The sequence below is a fragment of the Agrobacterium genomosp. 2 str. CFBP 5494 genome (assembly GCF_900013495.1).
GTDB lineage: Bacteria > Pseudomonadota > Alphaproteobacteria > Rhizobiales > Rhizobiaceae > Agrobacterium > Agrobacterium pusense.
In genome coordinates, this window is record NZ_LT009719.1 from 1,832,879 (window position 1) to 1,854,072 (window position 21,194).

The 21,194-nt window shown below is 60.2% G+C and carries 21 protein-coding genes; 3 read left to right on the plus strand and 18 right to left on the minus strand.

Features of this window, described 5'->3' with window-relative positions:
• Position 1 precedes the first annotated feature (1 nt).
• Complete coding sequence (locus tag AGR2A_RS23315; protein ID WP_004445147.1) at positions 2 to 865, minus strand: branched-chain amino acid ABC transporter permease; 864 nt, start codon at positions 863 to 865, stop codon at positions 2 to 4.
• A 90-nt stretch (positions 866 to 955) separates the two neighbouring features.
• Entirely contained in the window at positions 956 to 2,128 is a 1,173-nt protein-coding gene (locus tag AGR2A_RS23320) for an ABC transporter substrate-binding protein (RefSeq protein WP_072493020.1), read from the minus strand.
• A 340-nt stretch (positions 2,129 to 2,468) separates the two neighbouring features.
• Here AGR2A_RS23320 and AGR2A_RS23325 point away from each other — a divergent pair, with 340 nt between their 5' ends.
• On the plus strand, positions 2,469 to 2,843 hold the full coding sequence (locus tag AGR2A_RS23325; protein ID WP_072493019.1) for a hypothetical protein: 375 nt from the start codon (positions 2,469 to 2,471) through the stop codon (positions 2,841 to 2,843).
• A 26-nt stretch (positions 2,844 to 2,869) separates the two neighbouring features.
• Here the strand turns inward: AGR2A_RS23325 and AGR2A_RS23330 are convergent, their stop codons facing one another.
• The 5 genes from AGR2A_RS23330 to AGR2A_RS23350 all read right to left on the minus strand — a co-directional run bounded on the left by AGR2A_RS23330 (position 2,870) and on the right by AGR2A_RS23350 (position 9,861).
• A complete protein-coding gene (locus AGR2A_RS23330; RefSeq protein ID WP_072493018.1) occupies positions 2,870 to 4,603 on the minus strand; it encodes a M14 family metallopeptidase in 1,734 nt (577 codons plus the stop codon).
• Between the two features lie 5 nt (positions 4,604 to 4,608).
• Complete coding sequence (locus AGR2A_RS23335) at positions 4,609 to 5,457, minus strand: ABC transporter permease (protein ID WP_004445140.1); 849 nt, start codon at positions 5,455 to 5,457, stop codon at positions 4,609 to 4,611.
• Between the two features lie 6 nt (positions 5,458 to 5,463).
• Positions 5,464 to 6,387, minus strand: a complete 924-nt coding sequence (locus AGR2A_RS23340; RefSeq protein WP_004445138.1) for an ABC transporter permease — start codon at positions 6,385 to 6,387, stop codon at positions 5,464 to 5,466.
• Positions 6,388 to 6,463: 76 nt separating this feature from the next.
• Positions 6,464 to 7,999, minus strand: coding sequence for an ABC transporter substrate-binding protein (locus tag AGR2A_RS23345; RefSeq protein WP_022562725.1), 1,536 nt, complete (start codon positions 7,997 to 7,999; stop codon positions 6,464 to 6,466).
• Positions 8,000 to 8,040: 41 nt separating this feature from the next.
• The gene (locus AGR2A_RS23350; RefSeq protein ID WP_072493017.1) at positions 8,041 to 9,861 is read right to left on the minus strand and encodes an ABC transporter ATP-binding protein; all 1,821 of its coding nucleotides are present in this window, start codon (positions 9,859 to 9,861) and stop codon (positions 8,041 to 8,043) included.
• 480 nt (positions 9,862 to 10,341) lie between these two features.
• On the opposite strand from AGR2A_RS23350, the gene AGR2A_RS23355 reads away from it, so the two are divergent.
• Positions 10,342 to 10,644: a putative quinol monooxygenase gene (locus AGR2A_RS23355; protein ID WP_080823464.1), complete on the plus strand. Its 303-nt coding sequence runs from the start codon at positions 10,342 to 10,344 to the stop codon at positions 10,642 to 10,644.
• 63 nt (positions 10,645 to 10,707) lie between these two features.
• Here AGR2A_RS23355 and AGR2A_RS23360 read toward each other — a convergent pair whose 3' ends face one another.
• Positions 10,708 to 12,609 carry a bifunctional sugar phosphate isomerase/epimerase/4-hydroxyphenylpyruvate dioxygenase family protein gene (locus tag AGR2A_RS23360; RefSeq protein WP_072493418.1) on the minus strand — a complete coding sequence of 634 codons (1,902 nt, stop codon included), beginning with the start codon at positions 12,607 to 12,609 and terminating at the stop codon, positions 10,708 to 10,710.
• 121 nt (positions 12,610 to 12,730) lie between these two features.
• On the opposite strand from AGR2A_RS23360, the gene AGR2A_RS23365 reads away from it, so the two are divergent.
• On the plus strand, positions 12,731 to 13,426 hold the full coding sequence (locus tag AGR2A_RS23365) for a TetR/AcrR family transcriptional regulator (RefSeq protein ID WP_004445131.1): 696 nt from the start codon (positions 12,731 to 12,733) through the stop codon (positions 13,424 to 13,426).
• Here the strand turns inward: AGR2A_RS23365 and aroQ are convergent.
• From aroQ to pcaC, 10 genes are all read right to left on the minus strand, one after another.
• On the minus strand, positions 13,398 to 13,841 hold the full coding sequence (gene aroQ / locus AGR2A_RS23370; protein ID WP_004445128.1) for a type II 3-dehydroquinate dehydratase: 444 nt from the start codon (positions 13,839 to 13,841) through the stop codon (positions 13,398 to 13,400). The genes AGR2A_RS23365 and aroQ overlap by 29 nt on opposite strands.
• Positions 13,838 to 14,707, minus strand: a complete 870-nt coding sequence (locus AGR2A_RS23375) for a shikimate dehydrogenase (RefSeq protein WP_034497559.1) — start codon at positions 14,705 to 14,707, stop codon at positions 13,838 to 13,840. Before AGR2A_RS23375 ends, aroQ begins: the two co-directional genes overlap by 4 nt.
• Positions 14,708 to 14,911: 204 nt before the next feature.
• Positions 14,912 to 15,673 (minus strand): amino acid ABC transporter ATP-binding protein, encoded by a 762-nt coding sequence (locus AGR2A_RS23380; RefSeq protein WP_004445125.1) that lies wholly within the window; start codon positions 15,671 to 15,673, stop codon positions 14,912 to 14,914.
• A gap of 13 nt (positions 15,674 to 15,686) precedes the next feature.
• Positions 15,687 to 16,526 (minus strand): transporter substrate-binding domain-containing protein, encoded by an 840-nt coding sequence (locus AGR2A_RS23385; protein ID WP_004445123.1) that lies wholly within the window; start codon positions 16,524 to 16,526, stop codon positions 15,687 to 15,689.
• A gap of 42 nt (positions 16,527 to 16,568) precedes the next feature.
• Positions 16,569 to 17,219 carry an amino acid ABC transporter permease gene (locus AGR2A_RS23390; RefSeq protein ID WP_004445121.1) on the minus strand — a complete coding sequence of 217 codons (651 nt, stop codon included), beginning with the start codon at positions 17,217 to 17,219 and terminating at the stop codon, positions 16,569 to 16,571.
• A gap of 12 nt (positions 17,220 to 17,231) precedes the next feature.
• Entirely contained in the window at positions 17,232 to 17,900 is a 669-nt protein-coding gene (locus tag AGR2A_RS23395) for an amino acid ABC transporter permease (RefSeq protein WP_004445120.1), read from the minus strand.
• A 341-nt stretch (positions 17,901 to 18,241) separates the two neighbouring features.
• Positions 18,242 to 19,330, minus strand: a complete 1,089-nt coding sequence (locus AGR2A_RS23400; protein ID WP_072493015.1) for a 3-carboxy-cis,cis-muconate cycloisomerase — start codon at positions 19,328 to 19,330, stop codon at positions 18,242 to 18,244.
• 68 nt (positions 19,331 to 19,398) lie between these two features.
• Positions 19,399 to 20,019, minus strand: a complete 621-nt coding sequence (gene pcaG / locus AGR2A_RS23405; RefSeq protein WP_072493014.1) for a protocatechuate 3,4-dioxygenase subunit alpha — start codon at positions 20,017 to 20,019, stop codon at positions 19,399 to 19,401.
• 2 nt (positions 20,020 to 20,021) lie between these two features.
• Positions 20,022 to 20,762, minus strand: a complete 741-nt coding sequence (gene pcaH, locus AGR2A_RS23410) for a protocatechuate 3,4-dioxygenase subunit beta (protein ID WP_072493013.1) — start codon at positions 20,760 to 20,762, stop codon at positions 20,022 to 20,024.
• Positions 20,759 to 21,193, minus strand: coding sequence for a 4-carboxymuconolactone decarboxylase (pcaC, locus tag AGR2A_RS23415; protein WP_072493012.1), 435 nt, complete (start codon positions 21,191 to 21,193; stop codon positions 20,759 to 20,761). The genes pcaH and pcaC overlap by 4 nt, the downstream gene beginning before the upstream one ends.
• Position 21,194 lies beyond the last annotated feature (1 nt).

A 21,194-nucleotide genomic window follows, 5' to 3' on the forward strand; every position in this document is an offset into this window, starting at 1 on the left:
CTCATTTCGCCCTTCCAAGAAGGCCGCGCGGGAACAGCGTGATGATCACGATGACCGCCAGATAAAAGAAGAATTCGCCATATTCGGGCGCAAGATATCGCCCGGTCGTATCGATGGCGCCGAGCAGCAGGCAGGCGATCAACGCGCCGGGAATGGAGCCCGCGCCACCAACGGAAACCACGACCAGAAAGGTGACCATGTAGCGCAGGGCATAATAGGGTTCCACCGGCAGCAGTTCCGCGCCGATGACGCCGCCCATGGCGGCTAGTCCGACGGCGATGGCGAAGCTGACGGCATAGATGATTTCGGTGCGCACGCCGAGGGCTGCGGCCATGGCGGCATTATCGACCGCCGCGCGCAGCTTGATGCCGAAGGCGGTCTTTTCAAAGGTGAACCACAGCGCGCCGGCCACGGCAAGACCGCAGGCAATGGCGAAGATGCGGTGGGTGGCGATGGTGCGGAAGCCAAGATCGGTGGGGCCGGCCAGCTGCTGCGGCAGCGGAATTGTCTTCAGCGTCGGGCCGAAAACGAAGTTCGCGATGCCAATGATGCAGAAGGTGATGCCGATAGTCATCAGCACCTGTGTCAGTTCCGGCGCGCCATAGATGCGGCGATAAAGGAAACGTTCGAGCGGTATGGCGATGACGATGGTGCCGACGATGGCGACGAGGATCGCAGCCGCATAACCGAGACCCAGTCCGTGGGCGGCATAGGAGGCGAGATAACCGCCGATCATGGCGAAAGCGCCGTGCGCCAGATTGACCACACGCATCAGCCCCATGGTGACCGAAAGGCCGATGGATATGATGAACAGGACCATGCCATAGGCAAGCGCATCGATGAGGATGCTGAAGACCGTCTGCATGATGAAGAAACTCCTCCCGGTGCTGCAATGCCCGTCCGGGCCGGAAACGGGCCGCCACTGGCGGCCCGGCAATATTGTCCTGTCTGGCCGTTACTTCGCGGCGGCGAGACCCGGATCGCCCTGTTTTTCGAAGGTCTGGACTTCCTTGTTGTAATAGCTGCCGTCATCGGCCTTCGCTACTTCGCGCAGATAGATGTTCTGCGTGATGTGGCGACTTTCCGGGTCGATGCTGACCGGGCCGCGCGGGCTTGTCCAGGAAAGGCCCTTGACTGCCTCAACCGCCTTTTCCGCATCCTGCTTGCCGCCAGTGGCCTCGATCATCTTGCTGATGACATACATGCCGTCAAAGGCGCCGACGGAAGGGAAGGAGAGTTCCTTCGGATTGCCGATTGCCTTGGTTGCGGCTTCCACGAAGGTCTTGTTCTCGGATGAATCATGCGAGATGGCATAATGGAAGGTCGTCTGCATGCCGAGTGCGGCTTCCCCGAGCGCCGGCAGGTCGGATTCCTGCGTCAGATCACCAGGCGCGAAGAGCTTGACGCCTGCGGATTTCAGGCCGTTGTCGTTGAAGGCCTTGACGAAACCGAGCGTGGTCGGGCCCGATGGCAGGAAGGCGAAAACACCCTGTGCGCCGGAATCCTTCACACGCTGCATGATGGGACTGAAATCATTGGTGGAAAGCGGCATGCGGATGGTTTCAACCACTTCGCCGCCGGCAGCGGTGAAGGCCGCCTTGAAAGCATTTTCGGCATCGACGCCCGGGCCATAATCGCTGACCAGTGAGATGACCTTCTTCACGCCGCCGTCAAAGGCCACCTTGGCGATGGGGGTGGAAGTCTGCCAGGTGGTGAACGACGTGCGCACCACATAGGGGCTCTTGGTCACGATGGCCGAGGTGGCGGCATTCATGACCACCATCGGCACGTTGCCCTGCTTCAGCAGGGGTGTGACGGCCATGGCGTCAGGGGTAAAATAGAAGCCGGCAAGATATTGCACGCCTTCCTTCACCACCAGCTCCTGCGCCAGTGCCTTGGATTGCGCCGGATCGGCCTGCGGCACATCGCGATAGACGACCTCGACCGTGTCATTGCCGACCTTGTTACCGTGAAGGGCAAACCAGGCATCGATGCCGGCCTTGAAGTTCTTGCCCTGCAGCGCAAACGGGCCGGAGAACGGGCCGACAACGCCCACCTTGATCGTTTCTGCATAAGCGGCAGAGCTGAAACAGATGGCCGCTATCGCCACGGTGATCCGAAATTTCATGGTTTCCTCCAAATTCGCCTGTGGCTCCCATCCACCGGTCCAGGCTGCCAGATTGATGATTAAGAATATCAAAGTAAAATGAAATAAGGGGGGTAATAAATAACCTGACGGTTATCAATACTGCGTCTTTGACGCCTTGCCCATATCGGATCGGGAAATCAGCCCGGCGCCTGCCCCTTTTTCAGCTCCGCATCGGCCTTGGTCTTCGCGGTCAAACAGTTCGGGGCAAATGTCGCCTGCAACCGCGCGACCGGCCGCCCCGCAACCAGAGCTTTAACCAGTTCTAAGGGGATTTTTCGTAGTCTCCCCAAGCATATTTAGAACGTTATTTGGTGTCTTGATGGGCGAATATCAGAATAAAGCTGTTGAGCTGATGCGCAATCGCGTTGGAGAAAACAGGCTCAACAACCGGATCGAGCGTCGTGAAGCATTTCTGCGCAAGGCGCTGACGCTTTATCATGCCATGGGTGGTGCGATGGAGGATGTGGAAGCGGCCGTCAAGGACGCCGTGTCGTCACCTGCACCGACCATCGACGTGGCCGTTGGCGACGTGATGTACAAACTGGCCGCCATCGGCCATGTGGCCGATCTCGATATTATCCAGGCGGGATATAACAAGCTTGATGCCGCCAACCTGCATATTCCCAGCAAAGGCAAGAAGCTGCTGCAACAACAGCGCGATCAGAAACTGGCTGCGACAACGCCGGGGAAGTGAACCGCCCGCCCGGGGCGGTTGCCGTATCAGGCCACTTGCGGCGACAGGATTTCCTGCCAGGCATCGTAGGCGGACAGCACCGTTTCCATTTGCGCGGTGTGGCCGGTGATGAAATCCGTGCCATAGATGGTTTCGTCGGGATATTCGGTGATCAGCGTCATCGGCACGGTGTGGCGGTCATCGATGGACCACAGGCACGGAAAGCCGTTGATGATGCGGAAACCGGTTTCGCCGGCGTGGATTTCATAAAGCGCGATCTGGCGGTTATTGTAGTCGAGCAGGCCGGGAATGGCGCCGAGATGGCGGGTTACCTTGTCCAGCAGGGCTTCCGCTCGGCTTTCCCAGTTCGCATGGTGGCGGATGATGAGGAAGAAACCCTTCGGCAGCGTCCACATGGCGAAATTGCGCGGCACATAACCTGACAGTGGTCTGGTCCACTCATGCGAGGGATAACCGTGCAGGTTCACATGCAGGCTGGCGCCGCTCATTTCCTGCGCCTTGAAGCGGATTTCCTTCTCGTTCAGATGCGCAGCCGAATTTTCCGGCGTGCGATATTCGAGGTCATCGCCAAGGGCGGTGTACCGCGCCGCATGATGCATGTGGCGCGGATTATCGACGCGCAGACGCTGATGCAGGGCGTAACCGTCAGGATTTTCCAGCGGCGAGATGGTGAAATGCGCGCCCTTGCGATCAGCGAGTTTGCGGGCGCCGCGGATGGCGCCGACGATGCCCGTCGTCTCGTTGGGGTGCTGGCCGCCGCTGATCATCACCGCAGCATCGCTGCCGGCGACATAACGGGCGGAAAGGACGCGGCCGGAGCGGGAGCGCGCCTGGAATGCCTCGCCGCCGATTTCCTCAAGCAGCCCTGCGAGCTGGCCTGCCGCAACCGGTTCGCACGCCTCATCGATCGGTTGCTCGCCGCCATCGAGGAAGGCGGTTGTGAGCGGGCGGGTCTCGATGTGAAGGGTGATCTCGCCTTCGCTTCTGACGATTTCCGGTACGATCTGGCCGGGCTTGAGGCCACGGTCACCCAGCGGTCGGCCGGATTTTTTCTGAAAGAACTCCAGCAGCGAGAAATAGAAATCCTCGTGCAGCGCTTCGCGCAGGCTGACGACCTCATCACCAACGGAAAGAGGCAGATCTTCTGCCGGATGGGTAACACGGATGTTCAGTTCCTCGAAATAGGGCTCTTCATCGCCCCAGCCGTGGTTGGCGACGGCACTGATTGCCGCTTCAAAAAGCTGTTCGTAATCCGTCTCCAGTCGCTCGCCCGAGGCATCACCGGCAAGCCGGAACCAGCCGGTTGGCGAGACATTGGTTTCGCCGACGATATCGGTATGAACCCGGTTCGGAGCCAGAACCTTCAGAGTTTCCGTCTTGCCACGGCGGCTCAGCGTCACCTCATAATGGAAACTGCCGTCCTCGCGGGCGATGAAATCCAGCTTCGCATCGCCCACCAGCGCCGCCAGCGGATAGGCCTCCAGCCGGAAACGGTTGGAGGGGGCGTTTTCGTGCACCGGGTAACGCACTTCGATGGCGTCGACGCCATCCAGATTGATCTCTTCCAGAAAGGTGAAGAGAAGCGGCTTGTAGGCGCTGCGGATGCGGGCGCAGATGCCTTTTTTCTTCAGCCTCTCTTCAGTCTCGCGGCGGCTTTTGGCGTCATCGAAGGTCCATGCCTCGAAGGACTGGCCGGGCTCGGCTTTGGCGACAAGCGCGTCCAGCGTGCGTTCGAAGGTCTGGTCGAAAATCTGGCTCATCACGGTTACCTCGAGGTTCTGCCTGTTGGGTCGAGGCTGTCGCGCAGCCAGTCGCCGAGAAGGTTGAGGCCAAGCACGGTCAGAAGAATCGCAAGGCCGGGAAAGACGCTAACCCACCATGCCGTCTGCAGATAGGTACGCCCATCCGCCAGCATGCCGCCCCAGCTCGGAATTGTCGGATCAACGCCGAGACCGAGGAAGGTGAGGCTGCTTTCCAGCAGGATGTTGTTGGCGACGTTGAGCGTCATCAGCACGATGACCGGGCCGATGAGGTTCGGCAGCAGGTGCTGAAGGATGATGCGCCAGTCTTTCACGCCGATGGCGCGGGCGGAAAGAATGAATTCCCGCTCCCTGAGCGTCAGCACCGATCCGCGCACGAGACGGGCATATTGCACCCATTGCGAGACGATCAGGAGGATGATGGTGTTGGTGAGACTGCCGCCGACAATTGCGATGAAGGTGATGGCGAGCAGGATGAAGGGCATGGCGAGCTGGATATCGGCAAAGCGCATGACCAGCATATCCCAGAAGCCGCGATAGTAACCGGCGACAAGCCCAACCGCGACGCCGAAGATGACAGCACCGATGACCGAGGTGAAACCGACCAGCAGCGAAATCTTGCCACCTGCGACGACGCGGGCGAGCACATCACGCCCGAGCGGATCGGTGCCGAGGGGATGGGCGGCATTGGCGAAGGGTTTGGCAAGGCGCGCCATCAGGTCGATCTTGTCGGCCCCGCCAGGAAACAGCACATCGGAAAAGATGACGGCAAGGCAGATGATTGTCGTCAGCGACGCGCCGAGGACGAATTCGAGATTGGTGAAGCGCGCGAGACGCGAGGTTTTGGCAGCCATCGTCACTTACTCCGTGCGGATGCGCGGATCGACAAGCCCATAGGCGATATCGACCAGAAGGTTGATGCCGACGATCATCAGCGACAGCACGGTGATGACGGCCTGAAGCACGGGATAATCGCGCGCGCCGACCGCGTCGAAGGCGAGCGTGCCGAGGCCCGGCCAGTTGAAGACACGCTCGATAACGACGATACCGCCCAGCAGCCCGCCAAATTGCAGGCCGAAATAGGTGATGAGCGGAATGGCGCAGTTGCGCAGCGCATGTTTGTAGAGAACCTTGCTTTCACTGAGCCCCTTGGCGCGCGCCACCATGACGTATTGAGAACGCAGCGTATCGAGCATTGCCGTGCGCACAAGGCGTACATTGGTGGCAGTAAGGATCACACCCATGGTGACCGCGGGCATGATGTAGCTCGCAAAACCGCCCATGCCGCTTGGCGGCAGCCAGCCGAGCGTGATGGAGAACAGCAGCACCAGCATGGTGGCCAGCCAGAAATTCGGGAAGGAAAGGCCGATAAGCGAGAAGATGCGGATCACCTGATCGGCCGTCTTCCCGCGCGATGTTGCGGCCTTGATGCCGAGCGGGATGGATAGCGCAATCGACACCGCCATGGAGATGAAGGCCAAGAGCAGCGTGGCGGGCAGGGCATCGGCGATCAGGCGCGAGACCGGCGTGCTGCCGGTGAAGCTGCGGCCGAAATCGAGCGTCAGAAGGCCCTTCAGGAAGCTGAAATATTGCACGAAGAACGGCCGGTCGGTGCCGAGCGCCGCACGGATGCGCGCCAGATCATCTTCCGTCATGCTGCCGCCGCCCTGGAACATGGTGACGGCGGGGTCACCCGTCAGGCGGATGGCGAAAGAAACGAGAAGGGTGATGGCGATGACGACAAAAATCGCCTGCAGCAATCGCTTGATGAGGAAACCGGCCACGTTTTTTACCTTGAAGAGAGACCCGGCCTTGCCCGCATTGCGGCGGGCAAGGTGTGTTGATCAGAAACCAGCCTGATTATTCGACGGTAACGTCGGTCAGTTTCAGGCGATTGTCAGGCGGTGCGACAAAACCCTTGACCCGTTTGTTGATGCCGTAAATGGCATTGGTGTTGTAGAGCGGGATTTCCAGCGCGCGTTCGGCGGTGTAGCTGCCGATTTCCTTGAGAATCTTTTCGCGCTCGGCGCGGTCCGTCAGCGGACGCTGGGATTCCAAGAGCTTGTCCAGCTTTTCGTCCTTGTCATAGGGGTTCCACTTTTCACCCGAGTGATACATGGAATAGGCGGTGTTATCGTAATCGAAGGTCCAGCCGCCCCATTTCTGCTGGAACATCGCGCCGGTCTTGCCCTGCGGAATGATGTCGTTGAGCAGAACGTTGGTTTCATAGGGCTTGATGGTAGCGGTGATGCCAACCATGGAGAGGTAGCTGGAAATGACCTGCGCCACTTCGTTCATCGTCGCGTCATTGCCGCGGATGTCGATCTGGAGCGCCGCACCCGGCTTGACGCCGGCTTCCGCGAGAAGCTTCTTTGCGCCTTCAGGATCGTAAGGCAGCGGCTTCAGTTCCGGGTCGTAACCGAAGGACAGCGCGCTCTGGAAGCTTGCGATTTCCGATGCCTGGCCGGCAAGGATCGACTTGACGATCGTGCCGCGGTCGACGGCCATGATGATGGCCTTGCGGACCTTCGGATCGGCGGTGATGCCGTCACGGGTGTTGAAACGCAGCGCGTCGACCGTCGGGCCGGGAACGCTGACGATCTGAAGCTTGGAATCGCCTTCGATGACCGGGATCATGCCGATCGGGATGGTGGGCGGAATGACGAGATCGACGCGGCCTGCCTGCAATTCGGCAACGGCGGTCGCCGGCTCTGAAATGAAGCGGTATTCCAGTTCGGAAAGCTTCGGTGCGCCGCCCCAGTAATCCGGGTTGGCTTCAAGCTTGATGTTGGTCTTCGGTGCATAGGATACGAATTTGAACGCGCCGGTGCCGATTGGGTTGAGGTTGAAGTTGTCCTCACCCTTTTCCTGGATATATTTCGGCGGCACGATCATGCCGCCATAACCGGCAAGCTTGGTGAGCAGAACCGGATCCGGCGCCTTCAGCTTCATGTCGACGGTGTAGTCGTCGATGACATCGACGCTTTCGATGGCGACATAGTTGGAGCGCTGCGGGCCCTTGGCACCCTGTTCGCCAAGAAGGCGCTCGAAGGTGAACTTGACGGCGGCGGCGTTGAAGGGCTCGCCATTGTGGAACTTGACGTTCTGGCGCAGCTTGAAGCGGATGCGCTTGCCCTCATCCAGCTCTTCCCAGGATTCGGCGAGGCCGGGCACGACCTTCAGGTCCGGGCCGCGATAGGTGAGGCCATCGAAGATGTTGGTGGCGACAGCGGCCCATTGAACGAGGAAGGTGTCGATCGGATCCCAGCTGCCCGGATCCTGCGGGCTGGAAATGGTCATCTTGCCGGCGGCAAGAGCCGGTGCGGCGGTCAAGGCCGTGGCGGCCATGGCAAGCGCGACGAACGTTGTCGTCATCCCCTTCTTGATCATTGTCATCTACCTGTTCCTCTTCAGATGGTTGTGGTTCTGGTTGTTATTCAGGCGCTCTTCGCGATGAAGTGGCCCGGATTGATTTCCTCATGGGCGAGAATGGCCGGCTCATCGCCGACACGGCGCACGGGATTGGGAATTTCGCCCTCGATCATGGCAATGCGGCGCTCGATGGTCGGATCGGCCACCGGCACGGCCGATAGCAGCCGGCGGGTGTAATCATGCGTGGGGGTTTCGAAGACCTGCCGGCGGCTGCCCATTTCCATGATCTGGCCGAGATAAAGCACGGCGACGCGATGGCTCATCTTTTCCACGACAGCCATGTCATGGCTGATGAAGAGATAGGCGAGCCCGCGCTCGGCCTGCAAATCCATGAACAGATTGATGATCTGCGCCTGAATGGAAACATCGAGCGCCGACAGCGCCTCGTCGGCAATGATGAGCTTCGGATCGGAAGCGAGCGCGCGGGCAATGCAGACACGCTGGCGCTGGCCACCGGAAAACTCGTGCGGATACCGCGCGGCGTGCTCGGAGGAGAGGCCCACACGCTCCAGCAATTCATCCACCCGCCGCTTTACGGCCTTCTGATCATTGATCAAACCATGGGTGTTGATCGGCTCGGCAATCGAAAAACCGACCGTCTTGCGTGGATCGAGCGAGGCGAAGGGGTCCTGGAAGATATATTGCACTTCCTGAAGCATGCGGAAGCGTTCCGCCGCCGACATCTGTGCAAAGCTGCGGCCGTTGAAGGTTATTTCGCCCGAGATGGCCGACTGCAACTGCTGGATGGTGCGGCCGATAGTGGATTTGCCAGAGCCGGATTCTCCCACCAGCGCAAGCGTTTCGCCGGCATGAATATCGAAACTGACCTTCTGCACGGCGCTGCACCGGTGCGTTGCCTTGCCGAACAGGTTCTTGCGGATATCGAAGCGCACGAACAGGTCCTTGACCGACAGAAGCGGTTTCTGGTCGTATTTCGCGGTATTTTGCACGCGCTCTTCACCGATCACGACCGGCTGGCCATCCTGCAGCACCGTGAGCGGCAGGCGCTTGGGAAACTCTTCACCTTCCATGCTGCCAAGGCGCGGAACGGCGGAAAGCAGGGCGCGCGTGTAAGGGTGCTGCGGATTGGCGAAGATATCCTTGACCGGACCTTCCTCGACCTTTTTGCCCTTCCACATGACGACGACGTCATCGGCCATTTCCGCCACCACGCCCATATCATGGGTGATGAAGACCATGCCCATCCTGAGCTTCTTTTGCAGGTCGCGCATGATGTTGAGGATCTGCGCCTGAATGGTCACATCAAGCGCCGTCGTCGGTTCGTCGGCAATGAGAAGCTTCGGGCGACAGGCGAGCGCCATGGCAATCATCACACGCTGGCGCATGCCGCCGGAAAGCTGGTGCGGGTATCGCTTCAGAAGCTCGGCGGCATCGGGCAGGCGCACCATTTCAAGCAGCTTCTGTGCTTCTGCCATCGCTGCCTGCTTGCCCATCTTTTCATGCAGCACAAGCACTTCGCAGATCTGGTCGCCGATGGTGAAGACGGGGTTGAGCGAGGTCATCGGCTCCTGGAAGATCATGGCGATCTCCTTGCCGCGGATCGAGCGCATCTCTTTCTGAGAGGCCTTCAGCAAGTCCCTGCCTTCAAACAGGATTTTGCCTGTCGGATAGGTCGCGCCCATCATGTCCGCAAGGCGCATGGTGGAGAGCGATGTGACCGATTTTCCCGATCCGGATTCGCCGACGATCGCCACCGTGCGGCCGGGCTCGACGCGAAAGGAAATATCGTCCACGACGCGGCTGTTGCCAAACTCGACGCTCAGGCCTTCGACGGACAGCAGGGCGTTTGCGTTTGCGGCAGTCATGTCAGTGTCTCCGGCGTGGCCTGCGCCGGTGAAGCGGCGCGGTGGTCTGGAAAAAGAAAAGGGCGATGGGCAGGCGAGCTACGCGCAACGCCGGGCGGGAATATCGAAAATGTCGGGTGAGATTGCATCTTCAGGATGCTTTTTCACAGGGAGCCGCGCGACAAGCGATGCCCCGCATTAATAGCCGCAGTGCCGCCGAAGCCGTACCGGTCAAATCCATGGCAGCCACCCGACGCGACACGCCGGATGCCAATTCGACAATGCGCATGAAACCTTATTCTCCCCCGCCCTTGTTTTATGGAAAAAGCTAACAAAACAGAACAATCATGTCCATAGTGTTGAACAATTTTTGTGTACTGCTCTACAAATACGCATATGCACCGATTTTGAGCGCGTGTTCCTGCACAATGCTTCGCAAAGAGGCGTGTATTCCGCGTGTAGCGCCACTAAAAACGCTGAGAAGAACGAAGAGGAATGGGAATGCCGTGCATGAACAATAGGGCGGGCGCAGTCAGGCTGAGGGGTTTTCTACGATGCTTGTCCAAGCATGATGTCGATCTGGTCCGGCGCCACCTTCCTGAACATCTTCGTCTGACGAGAGAGGAACCCGGCTGCATTTCCTTCGAGGTATCCGAGACAGACGATCCCCTGATCTGGCGGGTTGAGGAGCTTTTTGCCGATCGTGCCGCCTTTGATTTTCATCAGCGGCGGACGCGGGCGTCGGAGTGGTTTATGGCGACCTCCGCCATTCCACGCGATTACGAGATAACGACATTGGAATAAATGAGAACAGGCCGCAGCGGCATTCCTGCCGGCTGCAGCCTGTTCGGATTTCGCTGCCGAGACCTATTCCTTCGGCATGCCAACCGGCGGCGCAAGGCGTCGTTGCGCGGCGATGCGGAAGGGGGCGTTCATGGCACCATAACCGCCGTAAGCCCCGCGCCTTTCGATGATTTCGAAGAAGAAACCTTCGCCGAAGGTGCGGCTGTAGATCTGGAAATATTCGCCATTGTCGTCGCGGTCATAAAGGATGCTGGCGGCCCGGAGAGCATCGGAAAATTCCGGCTCCAGACCGAAACGCGCTTCCAGATCGTCGTAATAATTGCGCGAGATCGGCAGGGCGTGGAAGCCACGTGCCTGCATCGCCCTGGCCGTCGCGAAAATATCGTCGGTGGCGAAGGCGATGTGCTGGATGCTGGTGCCGAAACCTTCAGCCAGGAATTTGCCGGCGAAGGTCTTGCGATTGTCGGCGCCGTTCATGGTCAGGCGGAAATGCGGTGAGGGTACGCTTTCAATCGCCTGGCTGCGCACCAGCCCGCCCGGATCGACCACATCGATCATCGGTGTGCGGCGGGTAGAAAACAGCGAGGTGTAGAACAGAAGCCACGTCAGCATTTCATCGTAATGCGTTGTTTGCGCAAGATGATCGATCCTCTTCAGCCCGGCATCGCCAGCTGGTTTATTGTCGCCGACTGTCGCAAACTCATTGTCGTAGATGGAAGCAAGCGCCGGCGAATCGTCGAGGAAATAAATGACACCGTTGCCCACGCCCTGAATGGCCGGGACGGCGACTTCGCCCGTCTTGCGCGGCTCGGCGAAGGTGGGCGCACCCAGCGCTTCAGCACGCGCCAGCGCCGCTTTGGCGTCATCGACCTTGAGGCCGAATGCATAGGCATTGGTGCCGTGGATGGAATAGGACGCCCCGGCGAAACTGTCGCCGCCATCACTGGTATTGATGACGATGCGGATATCGCCCTGGGTGTAGAGGTCGACATCGCGATTGCGGTGATGTGCGGTTTTCTCGAAACCGAGCGTGGCGAGCAGCGCCTCCAGATTGTTCTTTTCTTCCGGCGCCGTGGTGAATTCCACGAACTCCACGCCCCGCGTCTCAACCCGGTCCGGCATGGCGGGCACGTCGATTCTGATATCCGGCTCAAGACGGCGCACCTGATCCATCAGGTTGACGAGCGAGCGGTGGCCGTCCTCGGCGAGCAGCCGGGCCGAGCCGCCGCGGAACTGGTCATTGAAGATTTCGAGCGACAGCGGGCCGCTATAACCGGTTGCAGCCACGGCGCGCATGAAATCCACGACAGGCAGATCGCCTTCTCCCGGCATGTTGCGGAAATGGCGGCTCCAGTAGAGCAGGTCCATGTCGATCAGCGGCGCATCGGCCAGCTGGACGATGAAAATCTTGTCGCCGGGAATGGAACGGATGGAATTGGGATCGATCTTGCGCGACAGCGTGTGGAAACTGTCGAGAATGATGCCGACATTGGCGTGGTCGGCACGGCGCACCACTTCCCAGGCATCGCGGTGATCGCTGATGTGACGGCCCCAGGCCAACGCCTCGTAACCCACGCGCACGCCATGTTTTGCGGCGAGTTCGCCCAGCTGATGGAAGTCGGCGGCGGCGCGGTCTATGCCGCCGAGCGAGACCGGCGAGACATTCGAGCAGATCAGCATCAGATCTGTGCCGAGTTCGCCCATGATGTCGAATTTCCGCTGCGCTCTCTCGAAGGCGCGGGCGCGGTGCGGCTCCGGCATGCCCTCGAAGTCGCGGAACGGCTGAAACAGGGTGATATCAAGTCCGTGGTCGGCAGCCAGTGCCTTTACCTCGCGCGGGGAGGCGTCATAGGTCAGGAAATCGTTTTCGAAAATCTCCACGCCGGAAAAGCCGGCCTTGGCGATCGCCGCCAGCTTTTCGGGGAATTCGCCACTGATCGATACGGTTGCAATGGATGTGCGCATTGGCATGCCGTGTCCTGCTGTGTCATAGCTCGCCATATTGCCTTCCTTTTCAGCCTTATGTACTGATTGGTTAATAAACAGGGCGTGACCGCAGGCCGCCGCCCCACCGATGGAATGGATGATGACCAAAACTGCGACTTTGAACGCGACCCGAGAAAGCCGGCAGGCGAAGCGTGATCCGGAAGGAGTTCGCCGCGACATTCTTTCGGTGGCCATGGAAGAGTTTTCGCAAAACGGCCTCTCCGGCGCCCGCATCGATGAAATAGCGGCGCGCACGCGCACGTCCAAGCGCATGATCTATTATTATTTCACCGACAAGGAGAGCCTTTACCAGCGCGTTCTGGAGGAGGCTTATGCCAAGGTGCGCGGCGGCGAGAGCGATCTGGAGCTCGATGATCTGGAACCGGCTGCGGCGCTCGACAAGCTCTGTCGGTTCACCTTCGATCACCACAGGCGCAATCCCGCTTTCATTCGCATGGTGATGATCGAGAACATCCATCACGGCCGGCACATGCAGTCCTCCGAAACGATCCGCCAGCTCAACCGTCCGGCCATCGATGCGCTGGAAAGCGTGCTGCTGCGAGGCCAGCAGAGCGGCGTCTTCCGCGAGGGCATCGATGCGCTGGAATTGCACTGGCAGATCAGCGCGCTGTCCTTTTTCAACGTTTCGAACGTCACGACGTTCTCGTTCATCTTCGGCGACAGCCTGTTCACCGATGCGGGACAGCAGACATTGTCGCGGCATGTCAGCGACATGGTGCTGCGTTATGTGCTGACGCCCGCCCATATCACGACGAGCGCGAAAGACGGCCGATGAGGTGGCGCAGCGCCACGTCATAACCTTCGATGCCGAGGCCGGCGATCACGCCTTCGGCGCGGGTCGAGACATAGGAGTGGTGCCGGAAGACCTCGCGTTTGTGGATGTTGGAAATGTGGACTTCGATCACCGGCCCCTCAAAGGCATTGAGCGCATCGAGGATGGCCACCGACGTATGGGTAAAGGCGCCGGGGTTGATGACGATGCCTGCGGATTTGCCGCGGGCTTCGTGAACCCAGTCGATCAGCTCATATTCCCGGTTGCTCTGGGCAAAAAACAGTTCGTGGCCGGCGGTTTCTGCGATCCCGCGGCAACGGGACTCGATATCGGCGAGCGTTTCATAGCCGTAGATTTCCGGCTGGCGCTGGCCGAGCAGGTTGAGGTTCGGGCCGTTGAGGATGGTGAAAAGGCTCATGCCACCCCCTCCGCCATGCACAGCTCGGTGAAATGTGCGGTCATGCGCGCAGCGTCCGGCTCGCGGCCGCAGAAGAGGCGGAATGCGCCAACGGCCTGAAACACCGTCATGCCGCCGCCGGGCAGGGTGCGACAGCCCTTTTTCGCCGCCGTTGCCAGCAACTCGGTCACGAGCGGCATGTAGACGATATCGGCCACCCAGTGTCGTTGTTCGATCAGGGCGGCCGAAACCGGCATGCCGGGATGGGCGGGCATGCCCATTGGCGTGGCGTGGATCAGGCCATCGGCAAAGGGCAGGGAAGCGGCGGGGTCGCCAACGGCAAAGGCGCGCCCTTCTCCGAAGCGGTCGTTGAGTTCGCTCGCCAGGCGCTCGGCCCGGGGCAAATCGCGATCGAAAATATCGAGTCTCATAATATCGAGCTTCAGGGCGGCATGGGCGACAGCAACGCCGGCGCCGCCTGCGCCGACCAGCAGCGCCCGATCACGCTTTGCATCCGGCAGGCCGCGCACGAAGCTTTCGTAAAAGCCGTACCAGTCGGTGTTATGGCCAATGCGGCGGCCGTCGCGGAAGACGACGGTATTGACCGCTCCAAGCATGCGGGCGTCGTCAGAAAGTTCGTGCAGATGCGCGATGACGGCCTGTTTGAACGGGTGGGTGATATTGGTGCCGGCAAAACCGCGCGCCTCCAGCTCGTCGAGCAGATCGGGAAGGGCGCTCAGGGGCAATTTGCGTGCGGAGACATCCACCAGCTCATAAGAATAGTCGAGACCATGGGCTGCTCCCTCGCGCATATGCAGCGCGGGTGACTTGGATAGCTGGATATCGGCGCCTATCAGGCCGACCTTGAATGCGGTTTTGTCTGTCATGATCTCGGGTCGTTCATCTGTTCGGCGGCGGGCATCGCCTGCCTTCGGGTTGCTTGCGAGGTGTTGAAACCTCGCCGTCGTCATCCTCGGGCCTGATCCCGGGGATCTGTCATCCGCTGGCTCCATGGATCCCCGGGCCTGTCCCGGGGATGACGCTGTCTCTGCGGGGGAGGTCGCCAAGAATTCCCCCGCGGAGCGCGAACCTCAATGATGGGCGAGAATTTCGCCAAGGAACGTGCGGGTACGCTGGTGCTTGGGATCGCGGAAGAATTCCTCCGGGGGGCCTTCCTCGATGATCTCGCCTTCCGACATGAAGACCACGCGGTCGGCCACCTGCCGGGCGAAACCCATTTCATGCGTGACGCAGATCATCGTCATGCCGTCGCGGGCAAGACCGATCATGGTGTCGAGCACTTCCTTCACCATTTCCGGATCGAGGGCCGAGGTCGGTTCGTCGAACAGCATCGCCTTCGGTTCCATACACAGCGCCCGCGCAATCGCCGCGCGCTGCTGCTGGCCGCCGGAAAGCTGGGCGGGGTACTTGTCGGCCTGGTTGAGAATGCGCACGCGCTCCAGATATTTGCGTGCCGTCGCCTCCGCATCGGCCTTCGACAGGCCTTTCACCCGCATGGGCGCCAGCGTGCAGTTTTCCATGATGGTCTTGTGCGGGAAGAGATTGAAGCTCTGGAACACCATGCCCACTTCGCGCCGAACCGCATCGATGGCGCGGCTGGAATCCGAAAGCATGGTTCCCTCCACCGTAATCTTGCCCTCCTGGATCTCCTCCAGATGGTTGATGCAGCGAATGAGGGTGGATTTGCCCGAACCGGACGGGCCGCAAAGAACGATCTTCTCGCCCTTGCGAACCGTCATGTTGACATTTTTAAGCGCGTGGTAGGCTCCATACCACTTTCCGACCCCTTCAAGGGCGATAAGCGGAACCTGTGCGGCGGCGGATTGCGGCATGGAAACCTCCAGATTACTTCACGGTGAAGGGGATGTCGGGAAGGCTGTCCGGGAAGGCCGGCACTTCGCGCTTCATCCATTTGTCGTAAATCTTGGCGAGCTGACCATCCGACTTGATCTTGTCGAGGAAGGCGTTGACGGTTTCGTTCCAGTCCTTCTCGCCCGGGCGGGTGCCGGCGCCGTTATACATGGTCGTCAGTTCGAACTTTGATTCGTACTTGCCCTCGGCGGCCTTGTTCAGCCGGTCGCCGTAGAACATGTTGCCGCCCACGGCTTCGACCTGGCCCGATATCAGCGCCTGAATATTGGCGGCGTCGTCATCGAAGCGCAGGATATTGGCTTTGGAGCCGGCACCGGCAGTAATCGCCGTGTCCATGGCGCTCGACTTCGGCACGCCGACATTGATGCCGGTCAGATCATCGTAACCGGCGATCTTCTTGTCCTTGGGGGCATAGACGGAAAACACGTTGCCGACATAGGGCTTCGAATACTGGATGCTCTTGGCGCGCTCGGCGGTCATGGCCATGGTGGCGAAGAGCACGTCGACCTTGCCGGTCAGCAGCGCCGGGATGCGGTTTGCGACGGCGAGCGGCACGAACTCGGCCTTGACGCCGAGATAGTCCGCGAAGGCCTTGCCGATATCGGCATCGAGACCATCCTGCACGCCGCTGGAATTCACGAAGCCCCAGGGCGAATTGTCACCCTGAATGCCGATGACGACCTTGCCCTTGGCCTTTGCCTCTTCAACGGTCCCGGCGAAAGCATCGCCCGGTGTCACGAAAGGCAGCGCAACCGTTGCCGCGGCGAGCGCGAGCAGGGCGCGACGCGAGAATTTCATGCTGGTGGTTTTCATCTTTTGCTCCTCCTTACAAAGCTGATGAGATGGTTTTGACGTTTAACGGGACGCGGCCTGCAGCCGCTTTTCGACGCCGGCGCCCCACAGGGAGAGCGGCCAGCAGATCAGGAAATAGATGATGCCGACGAGGGCGAAGACGGTGAGCGGGCGGAACGTCTGGTTGGAGACGATCTGTCCGGCGCGGGAGAGCTCGACGAAACCCACGATCGCCGCAAGCGAGGTGCCCTTGATGAGCTGCACGAGGAAACCGATGGTGGCTGGCAGTGAAATCTTGAGGGCCTGCGGCAGGATCACATCCTTCATGCGTGAGACGTAATGCAGGCCGAGCGCATTGGCCGCTTCCGTCTGCCCCTTCGGCACAGCCTGGATGCCGCCGCGCCAGATTTCACCCAGAAAGGCGCTGGCATGCAGCGTGAAGGCGATGGCAACGGCGATCCAGGCATCGACATTGAGGCCGGCGAGCGCCACGCCGTAATAAACGACGAAAAGCTGCATCAGGAGCGGCGTGCCCTGGAAGATGGCGATGTAGGCCGTGCTTGCCCGCTGGATTGCCGGGCTGTCCGCAACGCGGGCGAGCGCCACGCAAAGGCCGAAAATGCCGCCGCCGATAAAGCCGATGATGGTCAGCGCAAGGGTCCATTTCAGGCCCTGCAGCAGGAAGAAGAGTTCGTTGGGACCGATGGATGCCATTGTCTTTTCTCCTCACTTGACCGGATAGCTGAAGGAAAGGCGGGAGATGAGCGAGAAGACCGCCATCATCAGCGAGGAAATGACGAGATAAAGCAGCGTGATCGAGAAATAGACCTCGAAGGACCTGAACGTATCCGCCTCGATCTTCTGCGCGACCGAAGTCAGCTCATAAGCGGCGATCGAAGTGCAGACCGACGTCGTCAGCGTCAGCATGATGAACTGGCTGGTGAGTGACGGATAGACCGCGCGCAACGCCGGCTTCAGGATGATATGGCGGAAGATCTGCGCCCGGTGCAGGCCGAGCGCGAGGCCCGCTTCCACCTGGCCCTTGGGGATGGAATCGACCCCGCCTCGAATGATTTCAATGGCATAGGCGCCACCGTTCAGCGCCAGCGCAATGATGGCGGTGACGGTGGGATTGAGCTTGATGCCGATCTGCGGCAGGGCGAAGAAGATGAAGAATATCTGCACCAGAAACGGCGTATTGCGGATGGCTTCCACAAAGCCGATGACGATGCCGCGCAGCAGCCGGAACCGCGAGCGTCGGGCGACAACCCCGAGAACCCCGATGACGGTGGCAAGCGACATGCCGGCAATGGCAAGGCCGATCGTCGCCAGACAGGCTAAAAGCAGCTCGGGCAGCCGGTCTATGACCGCTGAGAAATCGAGACTGTAAGACATTCTTCCTCCCAACCCCTTCGGGTCCGGACAGGCTTTGCGCCTTGTCCGCATCGCTCTGGAACCGTGCGGCGCCAAAGCCCTCCATTTGTCGATTTTTGCCGCTGCGGGCTTCGAACCCTCGTCGGCGGCGTCTCGTTAATCTTAATGTTTGTACCAGTTAGTTCATTTTTGTGTCAAGCGCCATATCCGGTTAAAAAGCGGCGTTACCGCGGTTTTTTTATTTTTTGAAATTCCCGATAAAGTCTTTTTTATCAATGGCTAATGCAAAGGAGCGCAAGCGCTTTCCGCACGTCACCATGTCGCCACCGGCCGCCCGTCTGGCAGTTCCTGGAAGCCCTGGTCTATGGAAGATGGCGATCGCCCTGAGGCTCGTTTTCGCCTGCACCCAACCTGTCTATCTGCCCCGCCAACCGCTCGGCGATCAGCAGCGAGGCTCCCGTTGCCGTCACCATTTGTGGGAGCGACAGCCATTCCAGCATCCAGCCCGCGCCGGACCTTTCCTGTTCGTGCACAAGCGACTGGTGCAACGCCGATATGTGCACGGCATTGAAGCGCGCGAGCGTCACCAGCGTTTCGGCATTGACCGGGTTTTGTTTGTGCGGCATGGCCGAGGAACCGCCTCCTCCGGAGAGGCGGATTTCCGTGCCGAGTTCGGCCATGAGCGCGATGTCCTGCCCGAACTTGCCGAGCGTGCCCGTGATCAGCGAAAGCAGACCGGAAAATTCGACGATGCCGTCGCGCTGGCTTTGCCATTGTGGCCGATCGGCAAGGCCGAGGCGCCTTGCCAGATCGATGCGCACTGCTGCGGCATTGTCACCGAGCTTTTCGAGCGTGCCGGCCGCGCCGCCGAATTGCAGGGCGAAACCGGTCTGCGCGAAGCTTTGGAGCCGCAGCAAATGGCGCTCCAGCGGTGAAATCCAGCTTGCCGCCCGTTCGGCGACCGTGATGCCGATCGCGGCCTGCATGCGGGTGTAGCCCGTCAACGGATTGTGGCCGTCGCGGGAGGCGAGATCTCCCAGCGTATCGACGAGACGTCCGAGCCGCATGGCGATGATTTCCGCCGCCATTTTCAGCCGCAGCATCAGGCTGGTATCGATGACATCCTGGCTGGTCGCGCCGAAATGCACCTTGTCCGCTGCCTTGCCGGCGACCGCCGCCCGCATCTGCCGGATGAGTTCGGGAACCACAACGCCGTCCTTTGCGACGCCGTGGCGAAGGGCGGTGATGTCGGCGGCAAAGTCCGACAGGCCTGAGACAATCGCTTGTGCCACCTCATCCGCAAGGATGCCAGCCTCCGCCTCCGCCTCCGCCAGCGCCGCTTCGAAACGGATCATGGCGTCGATATCCGCCCTTGCCGAAAACAGCTCGACGATTTCGCTGTCGCCGAAAAGGCCTGAGAGGAAAGGGTGCTCGAAGGGGGAAAGGCTCATCGTCCGTCTCGCTTTCTTTTGCGCATATCGTTGTCGCAAAACCGCTGCACACTTTTGCGCGATATGCGTCAGATATCGAAAAACACGGTTTCGCCTTCGCCCTGCAGACGGATATCGAAACGATAAACGTTGCCTTCTTCCTTTTTGGCGACAAGCGTGGCGATGCGGCTTTTCTGCTCGATGCGGGCGAGAACGGGATCGGCGGCATTGGCCTCCTGTTCTTCCGGGAAATACATACGGGTCTGCAGGCCGATATTGATGCCACGCGCGACGATCCAGAAGGTGATGTGCGGCGCCATCGGCCGACCGTCGCGGAACGGCACCGAGCCGGGCTTGATGGTTTCGAAGACGAATTCGCCCGTATCCATGTCACCGGGCGAGCGGCCCCAGCCGATGAAATTCGGATCGGCCTTGCCGCGCGTTTCGCTCGGGCTGTTGTAATAGCCGTCGGTATCGGCCTGCCATAACTCGATCAGCGCATCCTTGAGCGGCATGCCGGCGCCGTCATAGACCGTGCCGCGCACGCTGATGCGCTCGCCGCGGGCCTTGTCGTTATAAAGCGGGCCGGAACCGAGATCCTTCTCGAACACGCCCTCGATGCCGACGAAATTGGGTGTGCAGCCGATATGCACATAGGGGCCTGCCGTCTGCGAGGCGGTTTCCTTGAAATAGTTGAGCGGCTGAACCATGATCAGTTGCCCTCCATGCGGTTTTCGAAAAGGGTGGAGCGGCGACCGCGCAGCACGATATCGAACTTATAGGCCAGCATGTCCATCGGCAGCGTCGCATTCATGTCCAGCGGCGCGATCAGCCGCTTGATTGCATCCTCGTCCGGAATCGTCTTGACGATCGGACATTTCCAGATCAGCGGATCGCCTTCGAAATACATCTGGGTGATGAGGCGCTGCGCGAAACCGTGACCGAAGATGGAGAAATGGATATGGGCCGGCCGCCAGTCATTGACGCCGTTCGGCCAGGGATAGGCGCCCGGCTGGATGGTCTTGAACCAGTAATAGCCGTTCTCGTCGGTGATCGTGCGGCCGACGCCGCCGAAATTCGGATCGATGGCGGCGAGGTAGCTTTCCTTCTTGTGGCGGTAGCGACCGCCGGCATTGGCCTGCCAGAATTCCACCAGCGCGCCGTCGACGCCGCGACCGCGCTCGTCCAGCACCCGGCCGTGAACGAGAATACGCGGGCCGACCGGCATTTCACCGGGGCGGGCATAGTTGAGGATGAGATCGTTATCCAGCGGATTCAGCATGCCATGGCCAAAAACGGGACCGGTGATCTCGCTCTTGGTTCCTTCAAGCGAAATCAGGGCGCGTTGCGGCGAGCGCAGGATCGAGGTCTTGTAGCCGGGCGCATAGGCCAGCGGGTGAATATCGCGGTTGCGCGCGAAGAAAGGCCCGGTTTCTGGTGGCTGGTTGCTCATTTCGTCTCCTCCCCATCGCCAGTTTTATCAAGGGAACTATCGGCTTTCATGCTGGCCAGGGCAAGCTTGGCAATCTTGAAAGCATGATTGGCGGCAGGCACGCCGGCATAGATCGCCACGTGCATCAGCGCCTCGCGAATATCCGCCTCGGTTGCGCCGGTATTGACGGTGGCGCGCACATGCATGGCAAGTTCTTCGTCCTGGCCCAGCGCCGCAAGAAGGGCGATGGTGACCATCGAGCGCTCGCGTTTCGTCCATTGATTGCCGGACCAGACGGTGCCCCAGGCGCCTTCGGTAATGAGCTGCTGAAAAGGCTGGTCGAAGCCCGTCGTCACGGTCTGGGCGCGGTCCACATGGGCATCTCCCAGCACGGAGCGACGGGTCTTCATGCCCTGTTCGAAACGTTCGTTCTTGTTGTTCTGTTCCGCCATC

Excerpts from the sequence above, each read along its gene's own strand:
- AGR2A_RS23390 (WP_004445121.1), bottom strand. The coding sequence starts at position 17,219 with ATGGCATCCATCGGTCCCAACGAACTCTTCTTCCTGCTGCAGGGCCTG.
- AGR2A_RS23315 (WP_004445147.1), bottom strand. The coding sequence starts at position 865 with ATGCAGACGGTCTTCAGCATCCTCATCGATGCGCTTGCCTATGGCATG.
- AGR2A_RS23400 (WP_072493015.1), bottom strand. The coding sequence starts at position 19,330 with ATGAGCCTTTCCCCCTTCGAGCACCCTTTCCTCTCAGGCCTTTTCGGC.
- AGR2A_RS23375 (WP_034497559.1), bottom strand. The coding sequence starts at position 14,707 with ATGACAGACAAAACCGCATTCAAGGTCGGCCTGATAGGCGCCGATATC.
- pcaH (WP_072493013.1), bottom strand. The coding sequence starts at position 20,762 with ATGAGCAACCAGCCACCAGAAACCGGGCCTTTCTTCGCGCGCAACCGC.
- AGR2A_RS23320 (WP_072493020.1), bottom strand. The coding sequence starts at position 2,128 with ATGAAATTTCGGATCACCGTGGCGATAGCGGCCATCTGTTTCAGCTCT.
- AGR2A_RS23330 (WP_072493018.1), bottom strand. The coding sequence starts at position 4,603 with ATGAGCCAGATTTTCGACCAGACCTTCGAACGCACGCTGGACGCGCTT.
- AGR2A_RS23395 (WP_004445120.1), bottom strand. The coding sequence starts at position 17,900 with ATGTCTTACAGTCTCGATTTCTCAGCGGTCATAGACCGGCTGCCCGAG.
- AGR2A_RS23350 (WP_072493017.1), bottom strand. The coding sequence starts at position 9,861 with ATGACTGCCGCAAACGCAAACGCCCTGCTGTCCGTCGAAGGCCTGAGC.
- pcaG (WP_072493014.1), bottom strand. The coding sequence starts at position 20,019 with ATGGTTCAGCCGCTCAACTATTTCAAGGAAACCGCCTCGCAGACGGCA.
- AGR2A_RS23325 (WP_072493019.1), top strand. The coding sequence starts at position 2,469 with ATGGGCGAATATCAGAATAAAGCTGTTGAGCTGATGCGCAATCGCGTT.
- AGR2A_RS23380 (WP_004445125.1), bottom strand. The coding sequence starts at position 15,673 with ATGCCGCAATCCGCCGCCGCACAGGTTCCGCTTATCGCCCTTGAAGGG.
- pcaC (WP_072493012.1), bottom strand. The coding sequence starts at position 21,193 with ATGGCGGAACAGAACAACAAGAACGAACGTTTCGAACAGGGCATGAAG.
- AGR2A_RS23335 (WP_004445140.1), bottom strand. The coding sequence starts at position 5,457 with ATGGCTGCCAAAACCTCGCGTCTCGCGCGCTTCACCAATCTCGAATTC.
- AGR2A_RS23345 (WP_022562725.1), bottom strand. The coding sequence starts at position 7,999 with ATGACAATGATCAAGAAGGGGATGACGACAACGTTCGTCGCGCTTGCC.
- aroQ (WP_004445128.1), bottom strand. The coding sequence starts at position 13,841 with ATGAGCCTTTTCACCATCCTCAACGGCCCGAACCTCAACCTGCTCGGC.
- AGR2A_RS23365 (WP_004445131.1), top strand. The coding sequence starts at position 12,731 with ATGACCAAAACTGCGACTTTGAACGCGACCCGAGAAAGCCGGCAGGCG.
- AGR2A_RS23385 (WP_004445123.1), bottom strand. The coding sequence starts at position 16,526 with ATGAAAACCACCAGCATGAAATTCTCGCGTCGCGCCCTGCTCGCGCTC.
- AGR2A_RS23355 (WP_080823464.1), top strand. The coding sequence starts at position 10,342 with ATGCCGTGCATGAACAATAGGGCGGGCGCAGTCAGGCTGAGGGGTTTT.
- AGR2A_RS23360 (WP_072493418.1), bottom strand. The coding sequence starts at position 12,609 with ATGCGCACATCCATTGCAACCGTATCGATCAGTGGCGAATTCCCCGAA.